General features: G+C 71.1%; 24 protein-coding genes and 4 pseudogenes. 13 read left to right on the top strand and 15 right to left on the bottom strand.

Going from position 1 to position 26,704, the window contains the following annotated elements:
- Nucleotides 1-5: 5 nt before the first annotated feature.
- Both ACQPZA_RS13625 and ACQPZA_RS13620 read right to left on the bottom strand, forming a co-directional pair.
- A complete protein-coding gene (locus ACQPZA_RS13625; protein WP_433281015.1) occupies nt 6-914 on the bottom strand; it encodes a serine hydrolase in 909 nt (302 codons plus the stop codon).
- On the bottom strand, nt 911-1,810 hold the full coding sequence (locus tag ACQPZA_RS13620; protein ID WP_433281013.1) for a LysR family transcriptional regulator: 900 nt from the start codon (nt 1,808-1,810) through the stop codon (nt 911-913). Before ACQPZA_RS13620 ends, ACQPZA_RS13625 begins: the two co-directional genes overlap by 4 nt.
- A gap of 125 nt (nt 1,811-1,935) precedes the next feature.
- Here ACQPZA_RS13620 and ACQPZA_RS13615 point away from each other — a divergent pair, with 125 nt between their 5' ends.
- Genes ACQPZA_RS13615 through ACQPZA_RS13605 form a run of 3 tightly spaced genes read left to right on the top strand, consistent with a single transcriptional unit; the run spans nt 1,936 to nt 5,373 of the window.
- The gene (locus ACQPZA_RS13615) at nt 1,936-3,768 is read left to right on the top strand and encodes a penicillin-binding transpeptidase domain-containing protein (protein ID WP_433281011.1); all 1,833 of its coding nucleotides are present in this window, start codon (nt 1,936-1,938) and stop codon (nt 3,766-3,768) included.
- 39 nt (nt 3,769-3,807) lie between these two features.
- On the top strand, nt 3,808-4,752 hold the full coding sequence (gene bla / locus ACQPZA_RS13610; RefSeq protein WP_433281009.1) for a class A beta-lactamase: 945 nt from the start codon (nt 3,808-3,810) through the stop codon (nt 4,750-4,752).
- Nucleotides 4,753-4,758: 6 nt separating this feature from the next.
- Entirely contained in the window at nt 4,759-5,373 is a 615-nt protein-coding gene (locus ACQPZA_RS13605; protein ID WP_433281007.1) for a D-alanyl-D-alanine carboxypeptidase family protein, read from the top strand.
- A gap of 152 nt (nt 5,374-5,525) precedes the next feature.
- Here ACQPZA_RS13605 and ACQPZA_RS13600 read toward each other — a convergent pair whose 3' ends face one another.
- Nucleotides 5,526-5,741, bottom strand: a complete 216-nt coding sequence (locus ACQPZA_RS13600) for a hypothetical protein (RefSeq protein ID WP_433281005.1) — start codon at nt 5,739-5,741, stop codon at nt 5,526-5,528.
- Between the two features lie 337 nt (nt 5,742-6,078).
- Here ACQPZA_RS13600 and ACQPZA_RS13595 point away from each other — a divergent pair, with 337 nt between their 5' ends.
- Nucleotides 6,079-6,876, top strand: coding sequence for a class I SAM-dependent methyltransferase (locus tag ACQPZA_RS13595; RefSeq protein WP_433281004.1), 798 nt, complete (start codon nt 6,079-6,081; stop codon nt 6,874-6,876).
- A gap of 368 nt (nt 6,877-7,244) precedes the next feature.
- On the opposite strand, the gene ACQPZA_RS13590 is transcribed toward ACQPZA_RS13595, so the two are convergent.
- Nucleotides 7,245-7,823 (bottom strand): CGNR zinc finger domain-containing protein, encoded by a 579-nt coding sequence (locus ACQPZA_RS13590; protein WP_433281002.1) that lies wholly within the window; start codon nt 7,821-7,823, stop codon nt 7,245-7,247.
- 221 nt (nt 7,824-8,044) lie between these two features.
- On the opposite strand from ACQPZA_RS13590, the gene ACQPZA_RS13585 reads away from it, so the two are divergent.
- A complete protein-coding gene (locus ACQPZA_RS13585) occupies nt 8,045-8,617 on the top strand; it encodes a GNAT family N-acetyltransferase (protein ID WP_433281000.1) in 573 nt (190 codons plus the stop codon).
- Nucleotides 8,618-8,652: 35 nt separating this feature from the next.
- Here the strand turns inward: ACQPZA_RS13585 and ACQPZA_RS13580 are convergent, their stop codons facing one another.
- From ACQPZA_RS13580 to ACQPZA_RS13565, 4 genes are all read right to left on the bottom strand, one after another.
- Nucleotides 8,653-8,976, bottom strand: coding sequence for a DUF6537 domain-containing protein (locus ACQPZA_RS13580; RefSeq protein ID WP_433280998.1), 324 nt, complete (start codon nt 8,974-8,976; stop codon nt 8,653-8,655).
- 1,090 nt (nt 8,977-10,066) lie between these two features.
- Complete coding sequence (locus ACQPZA_RS13575; protein ID WP_433280996.1) at nt 10,067-10,192, bottom strand: hypothetical protein; 126 nt, start codon at nt 10,190-10,192, stop codon at nt 10,067-10,069.
- The gene (locus ACQPZA_RS13570; RefSeq protein WP_433282811.1) at nt 10,189-10,866 is read right to left on the bottom strand and encodes a 2-oxoacid:acceptor oxidoreductase family protein; all 678 of its coding nucleotides are present in this window, start codon (nt 10,864-10,866) and stop codon (nt 10,189-10,191) included. Before ACQPZA_RS13570 ends, ACQPZA_RS13575 begins: the two co-directional genes overlap by 4 nt.
- Nucleotides 10,867-11,593: 727 nt before the next feature.
- On the bottom strand, nt 11,594-12,400 hold the full coding sequence (locus tag ACQPZA_RS13565; RefSeq protein WP_433280994.1) for an alpha/beta fold hydrolase: 807 nt from the start codon (nt 12,398-12,400) through the stop codon (nt 11,594-11,596).
- Between the two features lie 98 nt (nt 12,401-12,498).
- On the opposite strand from ACQPZA_RS13565, the gene ACQPZA_RS13560 reads away from it, so the two are divergent.
- Together ACQPZA_RS13560 and ACQPZA_RS13555 are read left to right on the top strand one after the other, a co-directional pair.
- A complete protein-coding gene (locus tag ACQPZA_RS13560; protein ID WP_433280992.1) occupies nt 12,499-15,198 on the top strand; it encodes a BTAD domain-containing putative transcriptional regulator in 2,700 nt (899 codons plus the stop codon).
- Between the two features lie 125 nt (nt 15,199-15,323).
- Nucleotides 15,324-15,533: a hypothetical protein gene (locus ACQPZA_RS13555; protein WP_433280990.1), complete on the top strand. Its 210-nt coding sequence runs from the start codon at nt 15,324-15,326 to the stop codon at nt 15,531-15,533.
- A gap of 584 nt (nt 15,534-16,117) precedes the next feature.
- Here the strand turns inward: ACQPZA_RS13555 and ACQPZA_RS13550 are convergent.
- Nucleotides 16,118-17,271 (bottom strand): annotated as a pseudogene (locus ACQPZA_RS13550) (epoxide hydrolase family protein).
- 322 nt (nt 17,272-17,593) lie between these two features.
- Nucleotides 17,594-17,869 (bottom strand): hypothetical protein, encoded by a 276-nt coding sequence (locus ACQPZA_RS13545; protein ID WP_433280988.1) that lies wholly within the window; start codon nt 17,867-17,869, stop codon nt 17,594-17,596.
- 774 nt (nt 17,870-18,643) lie between these two features.
- Between ACQPZA_RS13545 and ACQPZA_RS13540 the strand changes: the two genes are divergently transcribed.
- A complete protein-coding gene (locus ACQPZA_RS13540; protein WP_433280986.1) occupies nt 18,644-19,081 on the top strand; it encodes a DUF6069 family protein in 438 nt (145 codons plus the stop codon).
- A gap of 934 nt (nt 19,082-20,015) precedes the next feature.
- Here the strand turns inward: ACQPZA_RS13540 and ACQPZA_RS13535 are convergent.
- The 3 genes and pseudogenes from ACQPZA_RS13535 to ACQPZA_RS13525 all read right to left on the bottom strand — a co-directional run.
- On the bottom strand, nt 20,016-20,582 hold the full coding sequence (locus ACQPZA_RS13535; protein ID WP_433283176.1) for a hypothetical protein: 567 nt from the start codon (nt 20,580-20,582) through the stop codon (nt 20,016-20,018).
- On the bottom strand, nt 20,534-21,160 hold the full coding sequence (locus tag ACQPZA_RS13530; RefSeq protein WP_433280984.1) for a potassium channel family protein: 627 nt from the start codon (nt 21,158-21,160) through the stop codon (nt 20,534-20,536). Before ACQPZA_RS13530 ends, ACQPZA_RS13535 begins: the two co-directional genes overlap by 49 nt.
- A gap of 19 nt (nt 21,161-21,179) precedes the next feature.
- Nucleotides 21,180-21,320 (bottom strand): annotated as a pseudogene (locus ACQPZA_RS13525) (hypothetical protein); the annotation flags it as partial.
- Between the two features lie 608 nt (nt 21,321-21,928).
- On the opposite strand from ACQPZA_RS13525, the gene ACQPZA_RS13520 reads away from it, so the two are divergent.
- From ACQPZA_RS13520 to ACQPZA_RS13510, 3 genes are read left to right on the top strand one after another with little or no spacing between them, the layout of a single operon-like run.
- Nucleotides 21,929-22,549 (top strand): DUF4956 domain-containing protein, encoded by a 621-nt coding sequence (locus ACQPZA_RS13520; RefSeq protein ID WP_433280982.1) that lies wholly within the window; start codon nt 21,929-21,931, stop codon nt 22,547-22,549.
- Between the two features lie 28 nt (nt 22,550-22,577).
- Entirely contained in the window at nt 22,578-22,973 is a 396-nt protein-coding gene (locus tag ACQPZA_RS13515) for a hypothetical protein (protein ID WP_433280980.1), read from the top strand.
- Nucleotides 22,970-23,191 (top strand): hypothetical protein, encoded by a 222-nt coding sequence (locus ACQPZA_RS13510; protein WP_433280979.1) that lies wholly within the window; start codon nt 22,970-22,972, stop codon nt 23,189-23,191. The genes ACQPZA_RS13515 and ACQPZA_RS13510 overlap by 4 nt, the downstream gene beginning before the upstream one ends.
- A gap of 547 nt (nt 23,192-23,738) precedes the next feature.
- Here the strand turns inward: ACQPZA_RS13510 and ACQPZA_RS13505 are convergent.
- Entirely contained in the window at nt 23,739-24,317 is a 579-nt protein-coding gene (locus tag ACQPZA_RS13505) for a hypothetical protein (protein ID WP_433280977.1), read from the bottom strand.
- Nucleotides 24,318-24,826: 509 nt separating this feature from the next.
- Here ACQPZA_RS13505 and ACQPZA_RS13500 point away from each other — a divergent pair.
- Both ACQPZA_RS13500 and ACQPZA_RS13495 read left to right on the top strand, forming a co-directional pair.
- Nucleotides 24,827-25,165 (top strand): annotated as a pseudogene (locus ACQPZA_RS13500) (integrase core domain-containing protein); the annotation flags it as partial.
- 162 nt (nt 25,166-25,327) lie between these two features.
- The gene (locus tag ACQPZA_RS13495) at nt 25,328-26,224 is read left to right on the top strand and encodes an alpha/beta fold hydrolase (RefSeq protein WP_433280975.1); all 897 of its coding nucleotides are present in this window, start codon (nt 25,328-25,330) and stop codon (nt 26,222-26,224) included.
- Nucleotides 26,225-26,245: 21 nt separating this feature from the next.
- On the opposite strand, the pseudogene ACQPZA_RS13490 reads toward ACQPZA_RS13495, so the two are convergent.
- Nucleotides 26,246-26,398, bottom strand: a pseudogene (locus ACQPZA_RS13490) (aldo/keto reductase); the annotation flags it as partial.
- Between the last annotated feature and the right edge of the window lie 306 nt (nt 26,399-26,704).

Raw genomic sequence — 26,704 nt, 5'->3', positions numbered from 1 at the left:
CCGGATCAGACGCGCAGCGTGCCCACGGCGACGCGGGCGGCGCTGCCGATCACCGCGTCCACGGCCGGTAGGTGGATCTCGGCGCGGGCGGCCCGCGTGAACACCGCCACGGCCACCGGCGGTTCGTCCCGGTACTGCACCACGCCGACCTCGTGGCGCAGCGGGCCGAGTGTGCCGGTCTTACCGGCCACCTGCACGCCGGGGCGCGGGAACCCGGCTGCGAGCCGGTGCGGCCACACCTGCTGGCCCAGCACGGTGCGCATGTACCCGCACTGCCCGGGACTCGCGGCTGCGTCGGTCCAGATCGCGGTGAGCAGCCGGGTCATGTCGCGGGCCGTCGTCGCGCTGGACAGCAGCGGGTCGAAGGCGGCCGGGTCCACCGGTCGGTCGTTGTCGGCCAGCCGTGCCATCGCGTCCGCCAGACTGGCGGCCCGGGTGTCGCGGACGAGGGCGTCGTAGACGTCCCGGGTGCCGCCGCGCACGGAGGTGGCCTGCAGCCCGAGGGCCCGCAGAGTGTCGTGGACTCGTGGCAGGCCGACGGCGTCGAGCAGGGCGTCGGCCGCCGCGTTGTCCGAGACGGTGATCATCGACCGGGCGACGTCGCGCAGGGACATCGTGACCGGGTCGCTCATCGCCGCGATCCCGGTGGGGCCGGTGGTGCGCGCCTCCGGCAGCAGCCGCACCGGCGCCACGGGGTCGAGCATGCCCTCGTCCACGGCACGGCAGAACGCCACCAGCAGCGGCAGCTTGTAGACCGACGCCATCACGACGCGATCGTCGGCAGCGACCGCGACCTCCGGCTCGGGGGCGGCGGCCGGGTCGATCCGCGCCGGCTCGATCCGCACCGCGTGCAGCCAGCCGCGCACCCCGGCCGCGGCGAACCGGCCGCGGATCTCCTTCTCCGGGCCGGTCATCGGGCCCCCGCCAGCTCGACGAGGGCAGTGGTGAGCACGCCGACCAGGTTCGGCGGCGGCTCGGCGGCCGGCCGGTCGGGTGACACCACCCGCAGCCGGAGTGGCAGGACGTCGCCGGGTACGGGCAGGCGCACCACCCCGGTGGCGTCGAGCGTGCGGTCCACGGTCAGTGCACAGGCCCGGCCGGTGGCGGCCAGAGCGACGGCGGCGCGCTCGTCCGTGACGCAGGTCGTTCCCGCCGTGACGCCGTGCTCGTCGAGGGTGTCGAGAAGCAGGTCGTGCGCCGGTGGGTTGTCCTCGCGCGGAGCAACGGCGAGCGGGACGCGCACGAGATCACGCAGGCGCGCCGGCGGTTCGCCCCCGTCCGATGCCGTGCGCGGCACCAGCAGCGTGGTCGGGAAGCGGACGACGTCGCCGCCGGGCAGCGAGCCCAGCACCGCGGGATGGATCACGACGGCGACGTCCAGCCGGCCCTCGGCCACGGCGTCGACCAGCGCCGTGGTGGGCGCCGTGTGCAGGGTGACGTCCCCGAGCGCCGGGCCCGGTGCCCCGGTCGCGGCGGCCGCGGCCAGGTGGGCCGCCGCCGCGAGGGGCAGTTGGGGGACGACGCCGAGCCGCACACCACTGCGTCCCGCCCCCGCGCTCTCCGCCGCCTCCCGCAGCGAGCGCTCGGCCTGTAGCAGCCGGTGGGCGTGCGGCAGGAGTGCAGCGCCCGCGTCGGTGAGGTCGACTCCGTGCGGCCCGCGGTCGAACAGCCGGACACCCAGCTCGGCCTCGAGGCGCTGCAGCCCGCGGGACAGCGGTGGCTGGGAGATGCCGATCCGGCGGGCGGCGAACCCGAACTGACGTTCCTCGGCGATGGCGACGAAGAACCGGACGCACCGGATCAGGTCCATCGCACCCCCTACTACCTGCAGAGATACCCAAATCGTTTGTTTTGATCGTGAATAGAGTATTCGACATCGTCGCCCCGGCCCCGGTTGACTGCCGCAGCCGTCCGACACGGGGGGAGAGATCACGGATGCGACGAACCGGAGGCGACGCGGCGATGCCGTCGCGAGGCCGACGACTGCTGGCCGCCCTGCTGACGGCGGTGGTGGTCGCGCCGCTGTCCGCCTGCGGCCTGTTCGGCGGCAGTGCCGACGAGGCGGCGGCGGCCTTCCTCGACGCGCTCTCCGCGGGCGACGTGCCCGGCGCGGCCGCCGCGACCGACGACCCGGGCGCCGCTGCGGAACTGCTGGCCTACCGGAGCACTCTCGAACCGGTGGCCGTGCGCGCCGACGGGCTGCACATCGCGGAGGAGGGGGTCGGGGCGGGAGGCGCGGCCACCACCGCGTCGTTCACGCTCTCCTGGGACTTCGGCGGCGGCCGCACCTGGACCTACGCGAGCAGTGCCGCCCTGCGCGACACCGCCGACGGCTGGCGGGTGGTCTGGGCACCGTCGGTGCTGCACCCGGATCTGGATCCCGGGCAGCGGCTGCGCCTGGACGCCCTCGACGTCCCGGCCCCGCCCGTGCTCGACCGCGACGGCGCCCGGCTGATGTCCCCGCAGCGCGTGGTGACCCTGCTGCTGGACCGCGCGGAAGCAGACGCCGGGGTCGCCCGGACGCTCGCCACGAACCTGCGGGAGCTCGACCCGTCGATCACCGAGCGGTCGATCCTCGACGGTGTGGCGGCGACCCCCGACGGGCAGCGCTACGTGGTTGCGACGCTCCGCGGGCCCGAGTACGACCGGATCCGCGCCGCGGGGGCGGATCTGCCCGGGGTCGGCACGGTCGAGGACACCCGGCTGCTGTCCGACGACCCCGGTCTCCGCTCTCCGCTGCTGGCCGGCCTCGCCGACGAGGTCCGGACGCTGCGCGCCGCGTCGCCGGGGTGGCGGATCTCGGCGGTCCGACCCGACGGCGGGGTCGACGTCCTGCACGAGGAGCCGCCCGCGGACGTGGCGCCGCTGACCACCTCCGTCGACCGCGAGGTGCAGCGCGCGGCCCAGCAGGCCCTCGCCCCGATCGCGCAACAGCAGGCGATGATCGTGGCGGTGCAGCCCTCCACCGGCGAGGTGCTGGCAGTGGCACAGACGCCGGCCGCAGAACGCGAGGGCGCACCCGCCCTCGTCGGCCGCTACCCGCCGGGGTCAACGTTCAAGATCGTGACGACCGCGGCGGCGCTGCAGGCGGGCGCCGTCACCGCGGACACCGTCCGGCCCTGCCCGTTCACGGAGAACATCCAGGGCAGGCAGATCAAGAACGACGGGTTCCGCCTCGGCGACGTGCCGCTGCACACGGCATTCGCGAACTCGTGCAACACGACGATGGCCCGGCTCGCCGTCGACCTCCCGCCCGACGCGCTCGCCGAGACGGCCGAGCAGCTGGGACTCGGCGTCGACTACGTGGCACCCGGCATGACCGCGGTGACCGGGTCGGTGCCGCAGGCGCCGCGCCCCGAGCAGCGGGTGGAGTGGTCGATCGGGCAGGGCGAGGTGCTGGCCAGCCCGTTCGGGATGGCGCTGCTGGCTGCGGCGGTGGCGCGAGGACGGGCCGTGATCCCGGTCCTGCTGCCCGGGCGGCCGACGACGGCCGACCGCTCGCCCCCGGCGCCGGACCCGGCCGTGGTCGCCGATCTGCGCGCGATGATGCGCGAAGTCGTCACCGGCGGCACCGCGACCGCGCTTGCCGGCCTGCCCGGCGTCGCGGGCAAGACCGGCACGGCGCAGTTCGGCGACGGCACCCACTCTCACGGCTGGTTCGTCGCCACTGCGGACGACCTCGCCCTCGCCGTGCTCGTCGTCGACGGCGGCTCGTCGAGCGTCGCCGTCCAGGCGGCGAAGCGGTTCCTCGAACCGCTCCTTTCCTGACTCCGCCCGAACTCGACACCACCCCAGGAGGGAACACCCATGCCGGACACCGGGAACTCGGCACAGCGCACCAGGAGGCTCCTCGCCGCCGCCGCCGCGACCGCCGCGCTCGTCGGGGCGGCGGGCTGCGCCGCCGACGGCGGCCGCGCGCCGGCACCGCCCGTCGCCGTCGCCACGAGTGCGGAGCAGCGGCCCGAGGACGCTGCCGCAGAGGCCGGGTTCGCACAGCTTGAACGCGACTTCGACGCGCGGCTGGGGGTCTTTGCCCTCGACACCGGGTCGGGGCGCACCCTCGCCTTCCGGGCCGACGAACGGTTCGCCTTCGCGTCCACGTTCAAGGCCATGGCCGCGGCCGCGGTCCTCGACCGGACCTCACCGACCGAGCTGGACCGGGTCGTGCACTACGGCACCGCGGACCTCGTCCACTACTCACCGGTCACCGAGCAGCACGTGGACACCGGGATGAGCCTGCGCGACCTGTGCGACGCCGCCGTCCGCTACAGCGACAACACCGCGGCCAATCTCCTGCTGCACGACCTCGGTGGGCCCGCCGGCCTCGACGCCGCGCTGGCGGGGATCGGCGACAACGTCACCGACGTGGCACGCTACGAGCCGGAGCTGAGCGACACCGCTCCGGGCGACGAACGCGACACGAGCACGCCCCGGGCCTTTGCGACCGACCTGCAGGCCTACGCCCTCGGCGACGCGCTGTCCGACGACGACCGCGCCCAGCTCGTCGGCTGGCTACGCGGGAACACGACGGGGGACGCGCTCATCCGGGCCGGAGTCCCCGACGGCTGGGTGGTGGGTGACAAGACCGGGGACGGAACGTACGGCACGCGCAACGACATCGCCGTGCTGTGGCCGCCCGACCGCGCCCCGCTCGTCCTCGCGGTTATGTCCGACCGCGCCGCGCAGGACGCCGAGCACGACGACGCGCTCATCGCGAAGGCCGCCGAGGTCGCCGCCGGCGCGCTGGGGTAGGGGCCCGTGCGCACCGCTTTCGCCCGCGCGGTCCGGCGCCTGCCGACCGCCGCGCTGCTGACCTCGGTGCTCGCGACGACAGCCGTCGTGGCACTCTGCCCGACCGGTCACGTCGCCCTCGCCGCCCTCGCCGACCTCGCCCGCGAACGGGTCCCGGGGCGGCCGATGGCGATCGTCGCGGAGGTCCTCGGACCGGAGACCGGGCCGCCCTGCCCTGCAGACGCCCGCTTCGTCGACGAGCAGCCCCGCGGCCTGCGCCCGGACGTGCTGGACGCGTGGCTCCGGTTGCAGGCCGCGGCTGCGGAGGACGGGGGCCGGCTGTGCCTGAACGACGGCAAGCGGAGCTTGGGGCAGCAGCAGCGCGAGTTCGACGACGCCGTGCGGAAGTTCGGCACGGCGGAGCTCGCCGGGAGGTACGTGCTGCCGCCGGACCGGTCGATGCACGTGCAGGGGATCGCGGTAGACGTGCAGCCGCTCGCCTCCGCGGCCTGGGTGGAACGCGACGGGCGGGCGCTGGGGTGGTGCCGCCGGTACGCCAACGAGTACTGGCACTTCGAGTACGACCCGGACCACGTGACGGGCGGCTGCCCGGCACTGCTGCCGAGCGCCACCGGGGGCTGAGCGCCCGGAGGAGCGCCGCGGTTCCCGCGGCGCTCCCCGCGGCGGCCTACTCCCCCGCGGGCGTGAGCCCGGCGAAGATCCGCCGGGCCTCGTGGTAGCCACCGACCAGGCGGTCGATCATGGCGTCCACCTCGGGGTCGGGCTTGGTGAAGTCAGGGGTGCTCGCGCCGCCACTCCACGATGTCGCGCACGGCCTGGTGGAACGGGATGCGCGGCGCGAAGCCGGGGACGTACCCGTCGTACCAGTCCTTCAGCCAGGTCCGGAACCGCTCCTGGGTGCCCGGGCAGTAGCAGAGCAGCTCGGGGTGGCGCGACGGGTGCAGGGTGGACCGTCGCGGCCCTCCGCGGCGTCGGTTCCCGGAGCACAAGCCCGCTCGGCGGGTGCGACGCGGCCGGTTCGGCTGGTGTGGCCCCATCCCCTACTACTCGACCCGCACCCGTCGAGGAACCGACGTCTCGGTGGGTGGCTGCACGGTGGTGAGTCTCCGCACGCTCTGGAAACGGGCCCACCGACGGTCGTGACTCCGACATGCACGGCGAAATCCGCGGGCGGCCGCGACGCAATCCCAGCCTGTACCCCCAGCAGGCCACGGCTGATGATCGTCTCCGGATCTCGGACGTGCCATCGCCGATGAGCAGGAACGGCGCCCCGCGCATGAGCCGCTCGATCGTAAAGATCGTCGTGAACCTCTACGGTCGCTCCACATGAACGAACGCGCCGAGCTCGTCGCGCACTACTCCGCAGCCGACGAACGGGGCCGGTTGACCGCCGCCGAGTCGCTCGAACTCCTGCGCACCCAGGTCATTCTCGACCGGGTCCTCCCCACGACACCGAGCGCGATCCTCGATGTGGGCGGCGGTGCAGGTGTCTACGCCTCGTGGCTGGCTGATCGTGGTCACTCGGTCCACCTCGTCGACCCGGTGCCCAAGCACGTCGAACAGGCCGCGGCACTCGGCACCTTCACCGCGGCGCTCGGTGACGCGGTGGCCCTGGACGCCGCAGACGACTCCTACGACGCCGTCCTCCTCCTCGGACCCCTCTATCACCTCGTCGATAGCGCCGACCGGCTCCGCGCGCTCCGCGAAGCTCGCCGTGTGGCCCGTCCCGGCGCACCCGTCGCCGTCGCCGCGATCTCCCGATACGCCAGCACGATGGACGGCTTCTACCACGGCCTGATCGCCGACAGCACGTTCGTCGAGATCCTCACCGAGGACCTCCGAACCGGCCAGCACCGCAACCCGAACGACGACACCCGCTACTTCACCACGGCCTACTTCCACACCTGCGCCGAGCTCCACGACGAAGTCATCGAAGCCGGGTTCGACGACGTCGACATTCTACCGGTCGAAGGGATGCTCGCCTGGAGCCCGGACCTCGCCCGCCTGCTCGCTGACCCCGAGGGACGAGACCTCGCCCTCCACTGCCTCGAACAGATCGAGACCGACCCATCAACCACCGCCGCGACGCCCCACCTCCTCGCCGTGGCGCGTGCTCCGAGGTAATGACGGTCCCCCGGCCAGGGATGATCCACGTCTCCGCGACCGCAATGTCGCCTACGGCGTCGCTCCGCGATGGCGCAAGCGCCGCCCTTGCCCCCCGCTCCGACGAGCAAAGCGGCCAATACGAGGGACGGGGAAGAGCGGGTCCGAGCGCGAGACTGCCCAGCCACGGAACGGTACGGAACGACTTCCTGGGGTGCCAGATGCCTTCCTGCTGTTCGCCCTGGTCACAGGGATGCCCGTACGCCAACACACCTGGCTGGCGCGGCATGCCCCAGCCACAGCAGACAATGTGTACGCCAGACCCGATCACGGCCATTCTGACCTGTGTGCGGGGGCCGTGCGGCGTGTGCAGCGGGGGGCGGCACCGTTCACCCGGTGGCCGCCTCCCGGTGGCGCTGCCGGTAGCGGCGGGACTTCACGATACTGCCGCAGGCGCCCATGCTGCACCAGCGCGCGGTGCGGCTGCGTGAGCCGTCGTAGAACAGCCAGCGGCACTCCGGATTGGCGCACGACTTGAGGCGGGGCCACGTCCCGACGAGCACGGCCTCCGCCACGGCGGCCGCAATCGTCGCGATCGCGCGGGGGCCGCCGTCGCGCCTCGCCACGAGCGCCGCCACCATCGCGCCGGAAGGCAGATCGAGCCGGACCGAGGCGGGGTGCCGGGCGGAGATCTCGTTGAACGCCTCGACGGCGGCGCGCGCCGACGGATCGCCAATCGTGTTCGCCGCCGCCATCTCGCGCAGCGCGTCCCGCATCCCGTGCAGGTCGGCCAGGTCTCTGCGGGTGATCGGGTCGGTGCCATCGATGACGTCGGCCCGGGCCAGCCACGCGGTCGCGGCGGTCGCGTCGCCCATCTCGTCGCGATCGTTGTACAGGTCCTGCGTGTCGACGAACCGCCGGACCAGTTCCAGCGATCCGGGAGCCGCCCTCCCCGTGTCCCCGCCCACGATCCTCCTCCGTCCTCGCGCGTCGCCGTCCCCGGGTTGAGCGGACGGACCACCCGCGTTATCGTCACCATCATAAGCCGTTAGACGGTGACGCTCTGTCGGCCAGCGCTGAGCGTCGGCCTGGCACTGACGACCGCACCGATCACGTTCTTGATCCGCTCGATGCCCAGGTCCTGATCGAGCGAGCCCGACATCGGGGCGCCGACGGAAGGAGCACCGACATGACGACGTTCGCGGCGGCGCCGCTCACTCCGGAGACGTGGGCGGACTTCGAGAAGGTCATGGGGTCGAACGGCGGATCCCGCAACTGCTGGTGCATGCACTGGCGCCTGCCCTTCGCCCAGTGGGACGCCGGCCGGGACGGCGGGAACAAGCGCGCGATGCGGGCGCGCGCCGCGCAGCAGCCACCGCCCGGGCTCGTCTGCTACGTCGACGGCGAGCCGGCCGGGTGGGTCGGGATCGGCGAACGCTCCGAGTACTCCCGGCTGCAGCGCTCGCCGGTGACGAAGGCCGTCGACGACACGCCGGTCTGGGTGATCACCTGTCTGTTCGTCCGGCACGGGCACCGCCGCCACGGCCTGCAGGCCGACATGATCGAGGCGGCGTGTGCCTTCGCCGCCGAGAACGGTGTGCAGGCGGTCGAGGGCTTTCCCGTCGAACCGGCGCCGGGCCGCAAGGCCGGTCCCGACACCGCCATGACCGGCATCGCCTCGGCCTTCCTCGCGGCGGGGTTCACCGAGGTCGACCGCCGCAAGGAGGACCGGCCGGCGATGCGCCGGGACGTCCGCGGGTAGGGGCTTCCGAGCAGCGGGCCGCTCGGACCGCACAGTCACGACGGGTCGGCCGCGCCCACCTGCCGCCTGCCGGTGAGGTCGGCCAGCGCGGCCTCGATCTGCGCGCGGAACTGGCCGACCCGGGCCAGCTTGATGTCCTCGTAGCCACGAACGATCTCGGCCAGTTCCGCGATCGCGACGACCTCGTCGGTGCCCGCGTCGGCGTCGAGGTGGTCGAGCGCGCTGCGTACCGCGTCCCGGTACTCGGTGACGAGGGCCCGTTCCACGCGGCGGACATGGGCGTAGCCGAACAGGCCGTGCTCGACGAGGGCACCACCGCGATGGACGACCTGTTCCCCCACAACGAGCCCGACAGCCACTCACATAGTCACTCACCAAGAAACCATGATCGAAAGCCAGCCGCACCCGGCTTCAGCCCAAGGCCAGCAGCGACCCACCTACACCGCATCTCCGCAGGTAGAAATGCTGATGGGCGGCTCCCCCGACGAAAGGGAACCGCCCATCATGCCGTCGGGACGACAGGATTTGAACCTGCGACCCCTTGCCCCCCAGGACGTGCGGGTAGGCGTCTCCGCACGTCAAAGGCGTGCATCGTGAGCGCAGGGGGCCCTTCCAGTGGCTCGCGAGCAGGCGAAGGTACGACGTGTGGTCCCCGTGCGGTCCCCAAACCAACGGGGCTTGATCTTGGCGCCCTCGGGAACGGCCAGCACGGAACGCAGGAACCCTGTCATGGTGGCCAACCGGCCGATGGTGAGATGAGCACGGCCAGCGCGCAGTCCACACGGCGCAGGGCGGTGTCGCCGTCCTCGCTCGGTCGCCTGACCAGCGGCATCGGCCGCGGCGCTGGCGAGACACCACCTTCAGTCAGCCGAAGGATCCGATCTGCCTGAGCCGCCATCTACCTGCGGACTTATTGGCAAGGTTTCTCATCCTTTCCTGAATCTCCTGAACACGTCCTAACTGCTGGAGGACGGCGTCCCACACCGCCGGTTGCGTCCAACACCTCTCATCAGTCCCGACCCATCTTGATCGCTCATCCGCGCTTGCCCGATAAGTAATGACCCTGGTGTCTGCTACACCCCGAGCTCGCTCCTAGTCGACGGCCGTCAACATTCGGCTTGATCGACGGCCGTCGACAGGTCGTCGAGAACCCCAGCGGCACGTTCTCGACTAGCAGACGTTGACCCTGGTCCGGGTCTAGCTGGTCGAGCATGTGCTTGATTGACGACAACGTTTCTGAAGGCCAACTTCCGGTGGCGCCGTACCACGCTGACGCCGCCCTCACAAAGAAGGCGACGGCGTCTGTGAGCTGCCGCTGCTCCTGCGCCACCGTGCCCAGATGGAGATGGGTGCCGGCGGCACCGCGCCCGTCGTCGAACTCCAGCCCTAGATCCAGGGCCTGACGGTAGGCCCACTCCGCATCGGCGAACCGCCGCTGCTCTTGCGCCACTATGCCCGCGAGGTGGTGAAGCTGAACTTGTTCGAGGCGTAGGTCAGGTCGATTGGTGGGTCGTGCGGCGGCCAGCGCATGGTCGAGAAGTTGTCGTCGGGTGGGTTGCTGCTTGGTTCGATCAAGGAGTTCCTCGACCGGGTATAGCACGGGCAAGCACGGGTTGGGCGGTGGTTAGGGCGTGGTTGATGGCTGTGGTGAGGCTGGCGTATTCAGCCTGTGCCGCGAGGTGACCGACAGCTCGTTCCTGGGGTTTGCCGGACGTCAAGATCCACGTCAACAGGCCGAGCGCGAACATGTTCTTCGCCCGCTCGGCGTCCTTCTTCGACAGCCCGGTCTCCTCCAGCGCACCCTTGGTGAGGGTGGCCATGGCGACCTCGTGCACCTGGAAGTCCGACAACGACTCGTCCCCGAGCGGATTCGCCTCGTAGCCGACCTTGGTCAGGTTCCGTGTGGTGAACTCGTCTGTGTTCACGATCAAGACCGCCCCTGGCGGCAGGTCGACGATGTTGGCCTTCAACGCGGCCGGGTTCATCGCCACCAACACATCCGGCTGGTCACCCGGGGTCAGGATGTCGTAGTTCGCGAAGTGCAACTGGAACGACGACACCCCCGGCAGCGTTCCGGCAGGAGCCCGGATCTCCGCGGGGAAGTTCGGCAATGTCGACAGGTCGTTGCCGAACGCCGCCGTCTCCGAGGTGAAACGGTCACCCGTCAGCTGCATCCCATCGCCCGAGTCGCCCGCGAACCGGATGACCACCCGATCCCGCGCGACCGCAGTACGTGAGTTCCTACGCAACCGTCCTCCTCCAGCCCTCGCTCCAGAACACGCCCCACAGACAGGGTCCGCACGGCGCACCCGACCTGTTGCTCAGGCGCGGGCGGGCGTCCGCGACTCGGGCAGACTCCCTACCACCACCTTGCACACCCGACGTCCGAGGTCGCGCTCATCGCGAGACCCGGTCGCCGGCCGTGTGGGTTTGACGATCAACCAGTGACAGCAACGAAGTCGTCGTCATGGTTCAGCACGTGGCCTCAGAGGTCGTCACTCTCATGCGGTGATTCCTCGCTCCGCCCGATTGGGGCGAGTGCTCCCCACGATGGTGCCTATCCTGATCATTTGGGGCAGCTACTGGTGGTTTACGACCTCGCTGCCGGATACCTCGTGCTCACGGAAGCCCGCAACTCTGAAGCCCTCAATGCCAGTCCGTCGTCTGTCTGACGTGCTTTCTCCCTGACACAGCACGTCATGTACATGCGTCGTATGGTTGATCTCTAGCCATGTCGATCGACTGGGGCTCCGTCCCCGGACTGGATCTTGGCGACCTGCTTCTCCATATCGGCGTCGATCTCGGCGAGGGCAGGTTCTCTCCGCCGGACTGATCGTGGCCGGCCGGTCAGGCCTCGGGAACCTTCAGCGGTAGGTACGGGGGGCGCTGCTGACCGAACCGTCCTACACCGCCGCCGCGACCGCCGTCCGCGCAGAGATCGAGCGGCTGCCCACCGTCGACGAGGTGATCGACGGATCACGCGAAGAACTCGATGAGCACCGGCGCCAGCACGGCCGGATCGGCGACGTGTCCCTGGCTGTCCAGGGTGACCCGTGTGGCCGCGGGGACCGCGGCTGCGATGGCATCGGCAGCCTGCGCGAAGAAGTCGGGCGGGAGACCGGCCATCCCCTCGTCGCCGCCCGCGGACCGGTCGCCATCGATCACGAGCGTGGGCGTGGTGACGGCGGAGAGCCGCGCGGCCGGCAGCCGGTACCCGCGCATGCACGCCGCGTCATAGGTGAGGGTGGGCGCGAGGTCCTCCAGACCCGGCCAGAACGCCGACGCGCGGGCCGCGGCGATGACCGCCGGCCCGGACCCCGCGAGCTGCATGAACAGCTCCAGCGCATCGCCGTGCCGGCCCTCGGCGAGCGCCGGGTCGAGCTGCGCGACGTAGTCGTCCGCGCGGCACTGCATGGCGTCGGAGATGCAGTACGGCACGTCGTACACCGCGACCCGGGCAACCGGTAGGCCCGCGGCCGCCGCCTCCAGCGCGAGGCCACCCCCGGAGGAGGCCCCGAAGAGGCACACCGGCGCGTCGACGTGCGCGACCAGCGCGGCGATGTCGTCGAGCTCGCGCTCCACCGCGTACGGGTGCGTGTCGCCGCTGGGGGCGCGGCCGCGGCGAGCGTAGTTGATCACTGTGCACTGCTCGGCCAGCGCGGCCGCCAGCGGCGCGTTCTCGGTGCCGTCGTCGAGGCCGCCCCCGACGAGCACCACCACCGGCCCGCTGCCGGCGCGGTGGAGAGCGATCGGAGTGCCATCGGCGGACGTCACGGTGTTCATCGGCTACTCCAGAGCAGATCGGCTGGGACGTGCGACAGCGAACCCGACGGCGCTGCAACGCGGCTGAAAGCAGACGGAAACGCCCTATCATCGCCGTCGTGGAGATCGGGTTGCTCGGCCCGCTGCGCGTCGTGGTCGACGGCCGGGCGATCGAGCTCTCCGGCGCCCGGCTGCCGGCGCTGCTCGCCGCGCTCGCCATGGGCGCGCCGCACCCGGTGCCGGCGGATCGGCTCACCGCCGCCGTTTGGGGCCACGACGGTGCCGTCAACACCAGGGCGAACCTGCACAGCAACATCCGGCGGCTGCGCCAGCTGCTCGGTGCGGAGCTGGTCGTCGCGGCCGGCACCGGCTACGCGTTGCGTGTCGCCGCGGACCAGGTTGACGCCCTGCGGTTCAGCCGGCTGCTCGACGCGGCGGCCGGCGACCCGGCGAGCGAGCACGCCCGGCTCGTCCAGGCGCTGGGGTTGTGGCGGGGCGAGCCGTTCGACGGGGTGCGCTCCGAGTGGCTGCACAGCACGCACACCGCGCGGCTCGAGGAGCGCCGGCTCGCCGCGGTGCAGCGGCGGATCGATCTGGAGCTGGCGACCGGGCTGGGCGATCCGGCCGGGGCGCTCGGCGAGCTGCGCGCCCTGCTCGCCCGGAACCCGCTGCGCGAGCCCCTGTGGGCACGGCTGCTCGCCCTGCTCGCCCGCAGCGGCCGCTCTGCCGAAGCCCTCGAGCTGTACGGCGCGCTGCGACGGCGCCTCGCCGACGAGCTCGGCGTCGATCCGAGCGCTGAGCTGCAGCAGCTGCACGCGACGTTGCTCGATGCGCCGTCGCGTCCGGTGCCGCGGCAGCTGCCAGCCGGCGTCGCGGCCTTCGCCGGCCGCAGCGCGGCGCTGAGGGCGCTGGACGGGTGGTTCACCAGGTCTGGCCCGGCTGCCCGGCGGCCGGTGGTGATATCCGGCTCGGCCGGCGTCGGGAAGACCGCCCTGGCCCTGCACTTCGCGCACCGCGTCGCCGACCGGTTCCCGGACGGGCAGCTGCACGTCGACCTGCGCGGATTCGACCCGTCCGGCAGTCCCGTGGCGCCGGCGGAGGCGCTGCATGAATTCCTGGAGGCTCTGCAGGTACCGCCGCAGCGGATCCCCCGCACGCCGGACGGCCGTGCCGCGCTCTACCGCAGCGTGCTGGCCGGCTCGCGCACGCTCGTGCTGCTCGACAACGCCCACGACGCCGAGCAGGTCGCCCCGCTGTTGCCCGGATCGCCGGGGTGCCTCGTCCTCGTGACCAGCCGCGCCGAGCTGCCCGGGCTCCTGGCCAGCACGGCCGCGCACCCGCTGGTGCTCGACGTGCTCGACCAGGCCGAGGCCGAGCAGCTGCTGGCGGGGCGCATCGGCCGCGCGCGCGTCGCCGCCGAACCAGAGGCCACCTCAGCGCTGATCACGCGGACCGCCGGGCTGCCGCTCGCGCTGGCCGTCGTGGCCGCCAGAGCGGCCACGCGCCCGCGGTTCCCGCTCGCCGCGGTGGCCGACGAGCTGCAGGCTGGTGGCGGGCTCTCCGCGGTCGCCACGGGCGGCCCCGACCCGTGGCAGGTGTTCTCCTGGTCCTACGAGCGGCTCAGCGCGCCCGCGGCACAGCTGTTCCGGCAGCTCGCACTGCATCCAGGCCCCGACATCACGTGCGCCGCGGCGGCCGGTCTCGCTGGAGGTCCGGCGGACGCGGCGCTGGCCGAACTCGCCCGCGCTCACCTCGTCACCGAGCACCTCCCGGGCCGCTACCGCTTCCACGACCTCCTGCGCGCCTACGCGCACGAGCTCGCGATCCGGCACGACAGCGCGGCCGACCGGCGACGCAGCACCGAGCGGATGCTCGACCACTACCTGCACACCGCGCACCGCGCCGACAAGCTGCTGCCCGGCCACGGTGAGCCCGTCGACCGGCCGGCGGGCGGCACTGCCGAACGCATCGACGACGGCCCGCGGGCGCTGGCGTGGTTCGCGGCCGAGCACGCCGTACTGCTGGCCGTGATCGCGACGGCGGCCGACGGCGGGTTCCCCCGCCACGCGCTCGGCACGGCGGAGGCGATGAACGTCGTGCTGCACCGGCGGGGGCGCTGGCTCGACCGGGTCGCCACGCAGCGCACGGCGCTCGCCGTCGCCCGCCGGCTCGGCGAGCCGGCCGCGCAGTCCCGCGCGCACCGTGAGCTGGGGCTGGCCAACGCCGACCTCGGCCGGTTCGACGACGCCCACCACCACCTCGATCGCGCGCTGGCGCTCGCCGCCGACGACACCGGCGGCCGGGCGTGGACGTACTACTGCCGCGATCTGGTCCACGGGCAGCAGGGCCGCGACGCCGAGGCACTCGCCGCCGCGGAGCTGGCACTGCGCTTGTTCGAGGCCGGACCCGACCGGGCCGGTCGCGCGATCGCGCTCACCGACGTCGGGTGGTACCGGGGCCGGCTCGGCGACTCCGCCGAGGCGCTGCGGATCTGCACCGAGGCGCTCGCCGAGCACCGCGATCTCGGCAACCGCAGCTACGAGGCGCACACGTGGGCCTGCCTCGGCGAGATCCACGACCGGCGCGCCGAGCCAGCCTCCGCCGCCAGCGGCTACGAGCACGCCCTCGCGCTGTTCGGCGAGATCGGCGACCGCTTCGGGGAAGCCAGCACGCTCGCCTGCCTCGCCGAGCTCCACGACCGCGCCGGGGCAGCCGACCGGGCGGCGGAGCTGCATCGCCACGCCCGCGCGCTCCTGACCGAGCTCGACCCACCAGCGGCGGAGCAGCTGCGCACCGTCCTCCGCCGCAAGGTCGAGTAGCGCGCGCGGGGTCCGGGATTCGCCGACAGCAAGAACACCCCGAGCGCGTCCCCGGCGATCGTCGCGGTCAGCGCGACGGGCTGCTCGCCGAAGTAGAGGCCACCGGACAAGCACTCCAGGACGTCGTGCCCGGCGGCAGCTGGCACGGCGATGAGGCCGCCAGCCAGCCCGGATTTGCCGTCGCCGCAACGCGCCCGCCCCGCCTGCCTCGGGTCAAGGCCATCGTCTACGTCGGCGACGGCGCCGTCGCCCGCGTGCGCGCTGTCGACCCTGACCTCGCGAAGCGGAAGTCCGACGACCGCGGCAACGCTGACGTCCCGTCGGGCCGCCGCTGACCGAGCTGCGGGGAACGGTGTTGCGTCGGATCGCGACACGCCCTCGCGCGCTGACTGTTTGCCCGAACTCCGAACCTTCAGCGGTGGGTACGGCGCCGCGGTCAGAAGGTCTGCGGGCTGTAGATTTGGGCGGACTCGAACGAACGCGATCCGTGACGCCACCGATGGCGCTCGAACGCTGTGTCGACGTCCGGCTGTGATCATAGCCGGTCCCCTTGACATCAAGATCTCTCGCGTCGCCTACGCCAGATCGGTCTTGCCGGCAGGCGTTGTAGTGCTAAGCGCCGTCCCGATCACAACGCCCGCTGGCAAGAGCGGTTCCGAAGAAGATCGAAAGGATCTTCGTGAGACTGCCCTGATGCCGTTGTCGTTCGACGCCAGGGAGGCCGAGAACGGGGGGATCCCGCCCCGCAGCATCGCCCGCCGGCAGTACGGCGACCACCGGTGGGCGATCCTCCCGAGGGCTGGTCACTTCATGGCCACCGAGCAGCCCGGCCTCTTCGTCGCGGATCTCCTCGAGTTCCGGCACGCGGCCGTCGGTGCAGGCCCTGGTAGGAGTGGGCAACGTCCCGCTGCGGCGCTCCTCAGGCGGCCGTGCGGAGCGCACGGAACGCGGCGCGCAGCTCGGCGACGAAGATCTCCGGTTGTTCGAACGCGGCGAAGTGCCCGCCGTGCGCAGGCTCGTTCCAGTACCGGATGTCGGTGAACCGGCGTTCGGCCCACCGTCGCGACGGCCGCGGGAGGTCGTGGAACACCGACGCCGCCGTCGGCACGGCGACGATGTCGGGCGTGCCGTCGCGGAACCAGCCGTCGACGGTGGGGAAGCTCTCCCAGTACAGACGCGTGGACGACGCTCCGGTGCCGGTCAGCCAGTACGGGTGATGTTGTCCAGGACAGCGTCGCGGCTCAGCACGCTGAACACGTCGCCGCCGCTGTCGGTCCACGCCACGAACTTCTCGAAGATCCACGCCGCCTGGCCGACCGGGGAGTCGAGCAGCGCGTAGGCGAGCGTCTGCGGTCTGGTCGAGTGCAGGGCGGCGTAGGCCGAGCCGGTGGTCGCGGACGCGGCGAGGGCGTCGAGCGCCTCGCGCTCCTGCACGGTGAGGTCGTCGAGCGTCGCGGGGTCGGGGGCGACGAGCGGGGGCGTGAGGTGGATGCCGAGCAGCCGGTTCGGCTCCTGCATCCCGAGCACTGTGCTGATGCTTGTGCCCCAGTCGCCACCGCTCGCGCCGTAGCGCTCGTAGCCGAGCCGGTCCATCAGCACGGCCCAGGCGCGGGCGATGCGCTCGATCCCCCAACCCGGCTCGGCGGGACGACTGCTGAACCCGTACCCCGGCACCGACGGGATGACGAGGTGGAAGGCGTCCTCGGTACGCCCGCCGAACGCCGCCGGATCCGTGAGCGGCCCGACGACCTCCAGGAACTCGACGATCGAGCCGGGCCACCCGTGGGTCAGCAGCAGCGGCGTAGCACCCTCGTGGCGGGAGCGCACGTGCAGGAAGTGCACGTCGACGCCGTCGATGTGCGTGAGGGACTGCGGGAGCGCGTTCAGCCGGGCCTCGAACCGCCGCCAGTCGTACTCCTCAGCCCAGTACGCGACGAGGTCCTGCATCACGGCGAGCGGCACACCCTGGGACCAGTCGCGCACGGTCTCGCGGTCCGGCCACCGCGTCTCGCGCAGCCGCCTGCGGAGGCCGTCCAGCTGCTCCTCGGGCACGTCGACCCGGAATGGGGTGATCGAGTTTTCCACGGTGTCAGGGTGAGCGGGCGGGCGGTGCAGATCCAGAGCCAAGGGCCGCGGATTGGGCTTGTTATGCCCCGCCGCTCTCCGCGTGCTCCCAGGCGAGCAAGTCCGGCCGCCCATCAGGCTGGCGTGGTCACCGAGTCGCGAGAGCTGCCACGGCACCACCCGTGCTGGTGCCAACCGTCACGACGAGAACGGTCCCGCCGCTCTGGCCCTTACCCAGCGACTGGTCGCCGCCGACATGGTCACCACCACCAGCGGACGGCGTGGAGATCTCGGTGTTAGGTGGATGATCGCCGGCGGCACCGAGAAGGGACTACGCCGCGCAGGCGCCTGGCCCGACGGCGCGGACCGGCCCGCCGGTCAGATCATTGCCGCGCTCGCCGAGGCCGCCGAGACCGAGCCCGAGCCCGAGCCCGAGGAGCGTTGCGTTCAAGCAGCTCACCCGGCGGATCTGCGGCTCCGCAGACGGCCCGCACCACGCCAGTTCGGAGCGGGCGGCGTCTGAATCGGCCACCTGATGCGTCAGGCAGTCGGCGAACTGGTTGCTGACAGGAGTCGTGCAGTGCCAGTACATCGCGTCGGCCGCCATCGGATCCGGGCGAGGCCACGCAGTAGCACGAAGCCGGCCCGCCGCGGGACGCCGGTCGGGATCCCTCGAATTACCGGCGTCCGGCTGGACCGGTCTGCTTCGCCGCTTCGGGGGCGATGTGCGCTGCTATACACGGTCAGCGCGTCGGCCGACTGGAGCAGCCGCCACACAGACCGCTCGGCAGCAGCCGGTGGAGACATCGCCTGCCGGCGGGGAGACTCCAGCGTTCGCAACCACGATATCGAGTCGCCCCCACTTTGAGACCGCGCGAGTCAGCAGCGATTCGACACCAGCGCGATCGCGGACACCATGACTCTCCGCCCAGTTGCGTCGATCTCACGACGCACGTGGTCCAGGTGTGCCGTCTCGCTCATCGGGTAGTCCATCGTTCCGAGCGGCGCCGCGCGGTCAAGACCGATGTGGGCGCAAGTCATGAGCGACCGGGGACTGTGGCTCGGTTGTCGACCCGGTTCGAAGTTGACCGTTGACCTGTCAGCGTGGAAAACGAGTTGAAATGTCGAACTATGCGGCCCTCGGCCATAGCCAAGCCGCACGGAGAGTGGCGCCGAAACGCAGGCTGGGGGCGGTGTCCGGCTCCGCCCAGCGGTCCTCGCCGGGGACGTGCTGCTCCCGCCGGCCTTCGACCAGGTCAACCAGCGCTACCCGGGAGTAGCAATCACAGCTGCTCGCACAGCGATGAGTTCCGGCCGGGCCACGTGTCTTACGTGGTGAGAGACCGGCACGGAGCCGGTCGGAACAGCACCGGAGGCCACCATGTCCACCAACATCACCACCACCGCGACCACCGCAGCCACCGGCACCGCCTCGTCCGTCCCGACCCTCGGATCGCTGCTTCGGGGCGGGGCCGCCGCCACTGTCCTCGCCGCGGCCGCCACCACGGCCGTCGCCCTCGCCGGTCAGACGGCCGGGATCAGCCTCGACATCGCCGGCGCACCGATCCCCCAGTCCGGGTTCGCCACCCTGACCGTCATCTTCTCGGCCATCGGCCTGCTCATCGCCGTGAGCCTGCGCCGATTCGCCCGGCACCCGCGCACCGCCTGGATCCGCACCACCATGGCACTCACCGCGCTCTCCCTGGTGCCGGACGTGCTCGTCGACGCCGCCCCCACGACCAAGATGCTCCTGATGGCGACCCACCTGGTCGCTGCCGCGATCGTGATCCCCACGGTCGCCCGCCGGCTGCACGCCTGACGACATACCGAACCCCGGCCTGGTCCGGGACCCGAACCCCACAGCCCGTCCAGCACCTCAGAGCGTTCGCGCACGCCCTCATCACGTCCGATCCCGACCTCTCGTGCCCCGGCGGGCCACCACACGAACCAGCCAGGATCTGCCGACCAGCCTGGACCCCCAGCCTGGCCGCCACGCGAACTCCGCCACAGTTTCGTGTCCCTGCTCTCGGCGTCAGGAGTCCGGATCGAGGACATCTCCCGTCTCGTCGGACACAGCGGCACCGCAGTCACCGAGTGGGTCTACCGCCATCAGCTGCAGGCCGTGCTCAACGAGGGCACCACCGCGATGGACGACCTGTTCCCCCACACCGAGCCAGACAGTCACTCACATAGTCACTCAGCAAGAAACCATGATCGAAAGCCAGCCGCGCCCAACTTCAGTCCAAGGCCGGCAGCGACCCCACCTACACAGCATCTCCGCAGGTAGAAATGCTGATGGGCGGCTCCCCCGACGAAAGGGAACCGCCCATCATGCCGTCGGGACGACAGGATTTGAACCTGCGACCCCTTGACCCCCAGGACGTGCGGGTAGCCGTTTACGCACGTCAAAGGCGTGCATCGTGAGCGCAGGAGGCCCTTCCGGTGGTTCGCGAGCAGGCGAGGGTACGACGTGTGGTCCCCGTGTGGTCCCCGAACCAACGCGGCTTGATCTTGGCGCCCTCGGGATGGGCCAGCACGGAACGCAGGAACCCTGTGATGGTGGCCAACCGGCCGACGGTGATGTGGAGCGCGGCCAGCGCGCGGTCCGCACGGCGCAGGGCGGTGTCGCCGTCCTCGCTCGGTGGCCTGACCAGGGGCATCTGCCGCTGGCGCCGGCGAGGGCAGCACCTTCAGGGCAAGGGCGTCGATGACGGCTCGATGAGGCGGCCTGCCTTGTCGTGGTTAACGCCGTGCTAGGCGTAGTGGTGCAGGTCGGTGGCGTCCATGAGGACGGAGGTGACGGGTTTCGCCGGTGCGCCGTCCGGTGCGGGCTCGGCTAGAGCGTCGCGGAACTGGTCGAGGATCGTGTATCCGTCAGGACGGCGGCACCACTCACTCTCCCCCGTTCCGCGTGGCGCGCGACATCTGTCGCCAGATCCAGCTCTCCGGCACGTGCTGCCCGGTGACCACGTACTCCCGGACGGCGTCGACCCACAGCGTCGTGTCGAGCGCCCGGCGGGCGGACGCCCGGCAAGCAGCAGCTCGTCGTCCGGCGCGAGCGCCTCGTCGTCGCCCGGCGCCAGCAGGCGCTCGCCGGGCCGAAGGATCATCAGGACCACCGCGTCCAGTCGCTCAGCCCGCTCGTCGGGATCGCGCAGGAGGTCGCCGAGCCTGGCGTCGCCGCGCGCCAGCCAGCCTGCCAGCGCCGGCGCTTCGGTCCGGTTGAGCCGGAACTTCCACAGGGCCCCCAGGTGCCTGCCGCAGGCCTCGGTCAGGCGGTCGACGACGTCGGCTGCCCAGCTGTTCCCGCACGCGGGCACCTCCTGCAGGAAGCGCCACAACAACGGGTGCTCACTTGCGCGTACACCTCGTGGGCCACCACCTCGGTCGGGACGAGGAGCGAGTCGGCATCCATCACGGCGAACAGCGGGCCGCTGGACGGACGGTTCTGGCGCGCGGTCACGAACAGCGACGGATCGACCCGTCGGGCGGCGGCGATGACCGACGGGTTGGTGGTGTCGTTGTCCGAGGCCGCGACGAACCCGACCGCGTCCGCCAGGCCGGCCTGCTCCAGCACGGCCGGCTCGTACCCCCGGCCCGCCACGACGGTGGTGACCTCCTCCACCGGTGGTGGCTCGGCGGCCGGGTGGACCACCGTGCATTCCAGGCCCTCGGCGTGCAGGTCCTCGATGAGCTCGCGCCCGAGCCGGCCGTAACCGCACACCACCCACCGACCGCGGCGGGGCGGGGAGCTCCGTGGCGGGAGCTCGGCGCCCGGGCCGCTCGCGAGCCACATCATCAGCTGGAAGCTGGCGGGGGCGCGCAGCGCGATCCGCAGGTGGTCGCCGAACCGGTCGAAGGGATCGACGACCGTCGGGGTAGATCTGCGTGCGGTCACCGAACTTCAGCACCGTCGCGATGAGACTGACGACGAGGGCCGCGAACAGCTCGTAGACGTTGTGCAGGTCGGGATTCGGGATGTCACCGAGGAAGAAGCCGAAGTTCAGGGTGGCGGCCAGCAGTACGAAGAGGCCGAAGACCACCTTCTCGAGGTTCATCCGCAGCCCTCCCTGGCCATCGCGGTCGCGGCCGCGCCATAGTCACGCTGACGCTGCCGATCCGGGCACAACGTGCATTATCAGCGCACATCATATGCCCATCGGGTGACTTCGGACCTAGAGAACGAATGGACATCAGGACATTGCGGAGATCAACCGTCGCGCGATCGAGCAGTTCCGGGCGATGGCGAGATCACCGGCGTGCACCGGGACCGCCTGCTGCTGCTCACCGCGACGGGTCTCCGCACCGGATACCGAATCCTCGAAGCCGGCCCACGGGGCGACGAGGGCACTACACCGAGAAGGGGCGCGGATACGGCAGGTGAGGATGTGAGAAGGAGTGCGCCGCGGCGTCTGGCGAGCCGCACTTTTCAATCGGAGAGGGAAGGAGGAAGGTGTAATTTCCTTCATGCATCACCGTTGACGCGGTGCTGCGACACATGGAGCAGAACGCTATGACGGTCGGTCGAGGGTCGAATCGATCCAGCCGGCAAGGGCTGCCGGCTGCGTACGCGCAGGGCATCACGCCAGGCCGGGGGAAGGCGCGGAGCAGCCCCTCAGATCTTCGGTTCTATAGCGGGCGAAGGACCCTACCTCGGGAGTCGGCAATGCAGGACCTACTGAACAGATACAGCGGCATCGGAACGTCCTTCCTTATCGACCTTGTGGCCCTCTTCCTGATGTACTACGTCCTGTACTTCCGCCGCCATTGGCGCACGGACATGCTCCTGTCCTACGTCGCACTGAACGTCGGCGTCTTCATGACGATGTCGGTGCTCACCCAGGTACGGGTAGAGCTCGCGGTGGGCTTCGGCCTGTTCGCGATTCTCTCGATCATTCGGATCCAGGCGGGCCGCGTTACCGCGCAGGAGATGGGGTACTACTTCCTCGCGCTGGTTCTGGGTCTGATCAACGGTTTGGGTTTGCCGGACCGCGGGTTGGTCGTGGCGATGAACGTCGTGTTGTTGCTGGTCGTGCTCGCCGTCGACTGCAAGCCGCTACGCGATCGCTCCCAGCACATGGAGGTCACGCTCGAAGGGGTGTACACGAACGAGGCGGCGCTGCTTGCCGAGCTCGAGCGCAAGCTCGGTGGGCGAGTGGCCTACTACGAGATCACCGAGATCAACCTGGTCGACGGCCAAATGGTCATCGACGTGCGGCTGCAGCCGGGGCAGGGCGTCATCCAGCCGCCAGTGCAGACGACGACTGAGGTCCGGGAGAGTGCGTGACCCGTCGGGTCGAGGAGCACGGCGAGTAGTGCTGTGGCCGGTCGTCGCACTTGTCGCGCTCGCCATGTCGGCTGCGGTGGCCGGCTGCGCCGGTGGCCCCCGGCCGTCGCCGCCGGCCGAGTCGGCCGGCGTCGCCCCTGGCACCCGTGTGATGGTCATCCGGCACGGTGAGAAACCGGACGACTCCGACCCGGGCGTCGACGCACAGGGCAAGGAGGACGACAGCTCCTTGACCGCGACCGGCTGGGAGCGGGCGAACCGACTGGCCGATCTGTTCGACCCGGTCCGAGGTCCGCCCCGACCGGGGCTGGCCACGCCGAAGGCGATCTACGCTGCCGGTGTGAACGATGACGGGGAGGGCCTCCGGCCCCGGGAGACACCAGCTATGGGGCGGGCGATGAGAAGAAGCTCGTCGAGCAGGTGATCACCCAACCGGGACCGACGCTGATCTCCTGGCAGCACGGCGGGATCCCCGACATCGCCAAGGCGTTCCCGTCGTTGACGCCGAAGCCGCCATCGGACTGGCCGGCCGACCGGTTCGACGTGGTCTGGACCTTCACCAAGACTGCCAACGGGTGGCAATTCGCCCAGGTGCCAGAGCTCGTGCTGCCCGGGGATCAGGACACCGATATCGAAACCTGATCGTCGGCTCGACCAGCGTTCGTCGCATGTGCGGGTCCTCTTCACCGTCGGCTGCCACGCAGGCTGTGCGACGGGCGGCCCACGCCGGCGAGCAGACCGCGCAGCACACTGGCGGCGCCGTTGCCGCGGCGGCGCGGCAGCTCGTCTGTGGCACATCGATGCCACTGCCGGTATCGGGGAGATTGCTGCCGTAGGCGTGCCGCAGCTGGATGCGGGCAGACCGGCCGGTCCGGCCGGCTCGGCGCGAGGCCGCGCGGCCAGCAGCTCCTCGACCGCGTCCGGGCCGAATCAGCGTGACGAGGCGGAGCGGCGGATGCGCAGCGCGTGCTCGTCGTCGTCTGAGCCCCGCGCACCGCGGCCGTGGTAGGTGCGCCGAGGAGGCCGCCGTCGACCCGGCCGAGATCTACGCTGCGGTCGTCTCACCCGAGCAGCTTCTGCACCGCGCGGAGCGGGCAGCGCGCCGTCGAGAACGATCTCGGCGCGGCGAAGGTGGTGAGGTGGGCACCGGTGGGTAGGACGTTGTGCACTGCTTATCTGGTGTCGGTGGTCAGGTCTCGGCCAGTGTCGGGCGGGCAGCGATGGGGTGGGGCAGGTCGCCGGGCAGCAGGAGTTGCGGGATTTGGGCGAAGCGCCACCCGTGGCCGTCGGGGGTGAAGGTCCAGATGAGGTCGAAGCGGTCGGCCGGCCAGTGATCGGGTGGGCTTGGGTGTACCTCGCCCAGGTGGTGGCAGATGCTGAGGAGGACTTCGTGGTGCCAAGCGACAAGGGTGGCGCCGGGGCGGTTCCTGATCGCTTTTGCGAGGTGGGCCTCGTCACCGACGGCATAGAGTTTGACGACCTCCAGGCCGAGGCGGGCCGCAAGCGGGCTGACGGTCTGCATTGAGCGTTTGCTGTGACCGCCACCGTGCACGGAGGCGTTGAAGGCGGAGGCGTAGATGGTGTCGGGCCGTCCCAGCTCTGCGGGTGAGTCGCCGCGGGAGGGGCAGAACAACTCGACAAGCGCACCTGCGCGCATCCAGCCGGTGACGGTGAGGCTGTGCGGGTCCTCCTGTCCGTCAGGGTTGACGCCCTGCGGGCCATTGGAGGGGCGCAGAGGTTTCTCCGCATGCCGGATCAGCATGATCATAACGGTGTCCGCGGGTTGGGCGTTGCCGCGCGATCGGCGAACCGCATCATTCATCGCGCTATCCCCGCCACCTGGTGTGGGCGTGGAGGTGGTTCGTCGAGGATGCCGCAGGGGTGGAGTTGAATGCTGCGGGTAGCCAGGGCGGTCAGCGCTGGTTGGTGTGGTCGTGATGACGACGGTGCGGCCCCCGCGAACGGGTGAGGGCTGCACGACGACTTGTTTCGGCGTCCGCGTCGATGCTCGACGGCGGGCTCGTCGAGCATCAACGGCAAAGAATCACAGCACATGACTCTACCGCATAATTCGCCCCCAAGCTCACAGCCTTAACTGGCGACGACGGTTCGAGAAGACTCTGGCTCTGGCTGCCCCACGACCCCACTAATGGACAGCGTTGACGCTCGCTCCGATCTCGAAATCACGGAGTAGCACTACTGCGCACTGAAATCAGTCCGGGGTGGAGACGCAGCCCCGTCTAGTTCGCCCCAGCGCTGGCCCTGCTGCACAAACCGGCGGACGCCGGATCGCAGTACACCTGGATCGCGTTCACCGAGCGCCTCGCCCAGACCGACGCTAGTCGGCAAGCCCGCACCCTCGGTGGGCAGCGTCGGGGATGCCTTCGACAACGCGCTGGCCGAGTCGATGATCGGGCTGTTCAAGACCGAGCTGATCAAGCCGGGCGGGCCCTGGAAGACCGTCGAACAGGTCGAGATCGCCACCCTCGAGTACATCGATTGGTTCAACCACCGCCGACTATCGAAACCTGCCGCGACATCCCACCGGTCGAACGTGAGGCAGCGCACTACCGTCAGCACGCCGCCCTCGCCGAGGCCGGCCACTCAACCCCGTAGGTATCCCGACAAGCCGGGGCGGTTCACGGGGCGAGGGTAGGGGTGACCCCCGCACCGATTGGGTGGTCAGCGGGGCCGAGCGGGATCGGGAAACCACCAAGAATCATCTCCATGAGCACGCAGACAATGTCCCGGTTCCGCCGGGCCACCCTCGCCCTCGTCGTGCCCGTCGCCGTGGTGGGGGCGGTCGCCGCGTGCGGTGATTCGGCGACGCCGAAAGCGGCGCCCGCGGCAGGCCCGGCAGCCTCGGCTTCCGAGGTCTCGACTGACGCAGCCGGCTCGGCAAACTCGGCCCCCGCGGCGGACCTGCACATGATCGCCCACGACGGGCACCGGCTCGCCTTCCACCTCACCCCCGGGCATTCTCCCACCCTCGTGCTGGATGCCGGCGGCGGCGAGGACTCCTCCTATTGGGATGCCCTGGTGGCTCAGCTGTGGCAGGCCACCGGGTCGCAGATCATCACCTACGACCGGGCGGGTATGGGCGCCAGCGACGAGGTGAAGGGCCCCTGGGACGGCCGGACCGCCGCCTCCGACCTGCAGGCCGGTCTGCGTGAGCTCGGCGTCACCCGGGACGTGGTCCTCGTGTCCCACTCGCAGGCGGGGGAGGTTGCCACCTACTTCGCCCGCGCAAACCCGGGCGTGCTCTCCGGGGCGGTGCTCGTCGACGCAAACCTGCCGCAGTTCTTCACCGATACGCAGATCCAACGCATCGTCGCGCTCACCGCGCCGCAGATCGAAGCGCTCATGAAGCAGCCATCGACGAAGGAGAACCGCCAGCTCATCGCCACGGCCGAGGACTTCGGTCCCACGCACCAGGCGTACCACAAGGTCTCCTGGCCGGACAGCGTGCCAGTCACAGTCATCGTGGCGGAGAAGACGCCCTTCGACGGATCCCCGCAGGACGCCCAGCGCTGGCGGGACGCGGCCGCCGCGTTCGTGGCCGCCGGTCCCGGCCGGACACTCGTCACCGCCCAGGGAAGCTCGCACGACGTCCCCAAAGACAAGCCCGCCCTGGTGCTCAACGAAATCGAGCAGATGGCCGCCACCGCCAAGTGACGGCCATCGTGCCGGCGGGTGTCAGGGGCGGCGAGCCGGATTGACCGTCTTCGCCGGGTCGCGCTCGGCCACCGGGCCGAGCGCGTCGTCGATCGCCTTCGGCAGGTCGGGCTCCAGCCGTACGCCCGCGGCCTTGACGTTGTCGCGAACCTGTTCCGGACGGGAGGCATCGATGTCGTCTGGCCCGCCCCGGAGTTGGAACAGACTGGCCGCGACGGCATCGACCTGCGCTTCATCTGGGACGTAGGCGCACTCCACGGGAGCGCCGGAGCATGGCGAGGGCGGGCCGGACGCCGTGGCTCCGCATTCAGCATACTTCGCGCAGGTAGAGCCGATACATGACAAGGAAAAGATGGCGCGAGGACGCCATGAGGATGCCATGAGGGCGGGGCTTGACACGGTGAGTGCCGTCCGGCCCCCGACTCAGGGATGCGACTCGCCCTTCCGGCGAGTGGGCGTCATCGACGGCAGGGGCGGCAC

This window comes from Pseudonocardia xinjiangensis (assembly GCF_050948425.1).
Lineage (GTDB): Bacteria > Actinomycetota > Actinomycetes > Mycobacteriales > Pseudonocardiaceae > Pseudonocardia > Pseudonocardia xinjiangensis.
This window is presented reverse-complemented; position numbering and strand designations above follow the sequence as displayed.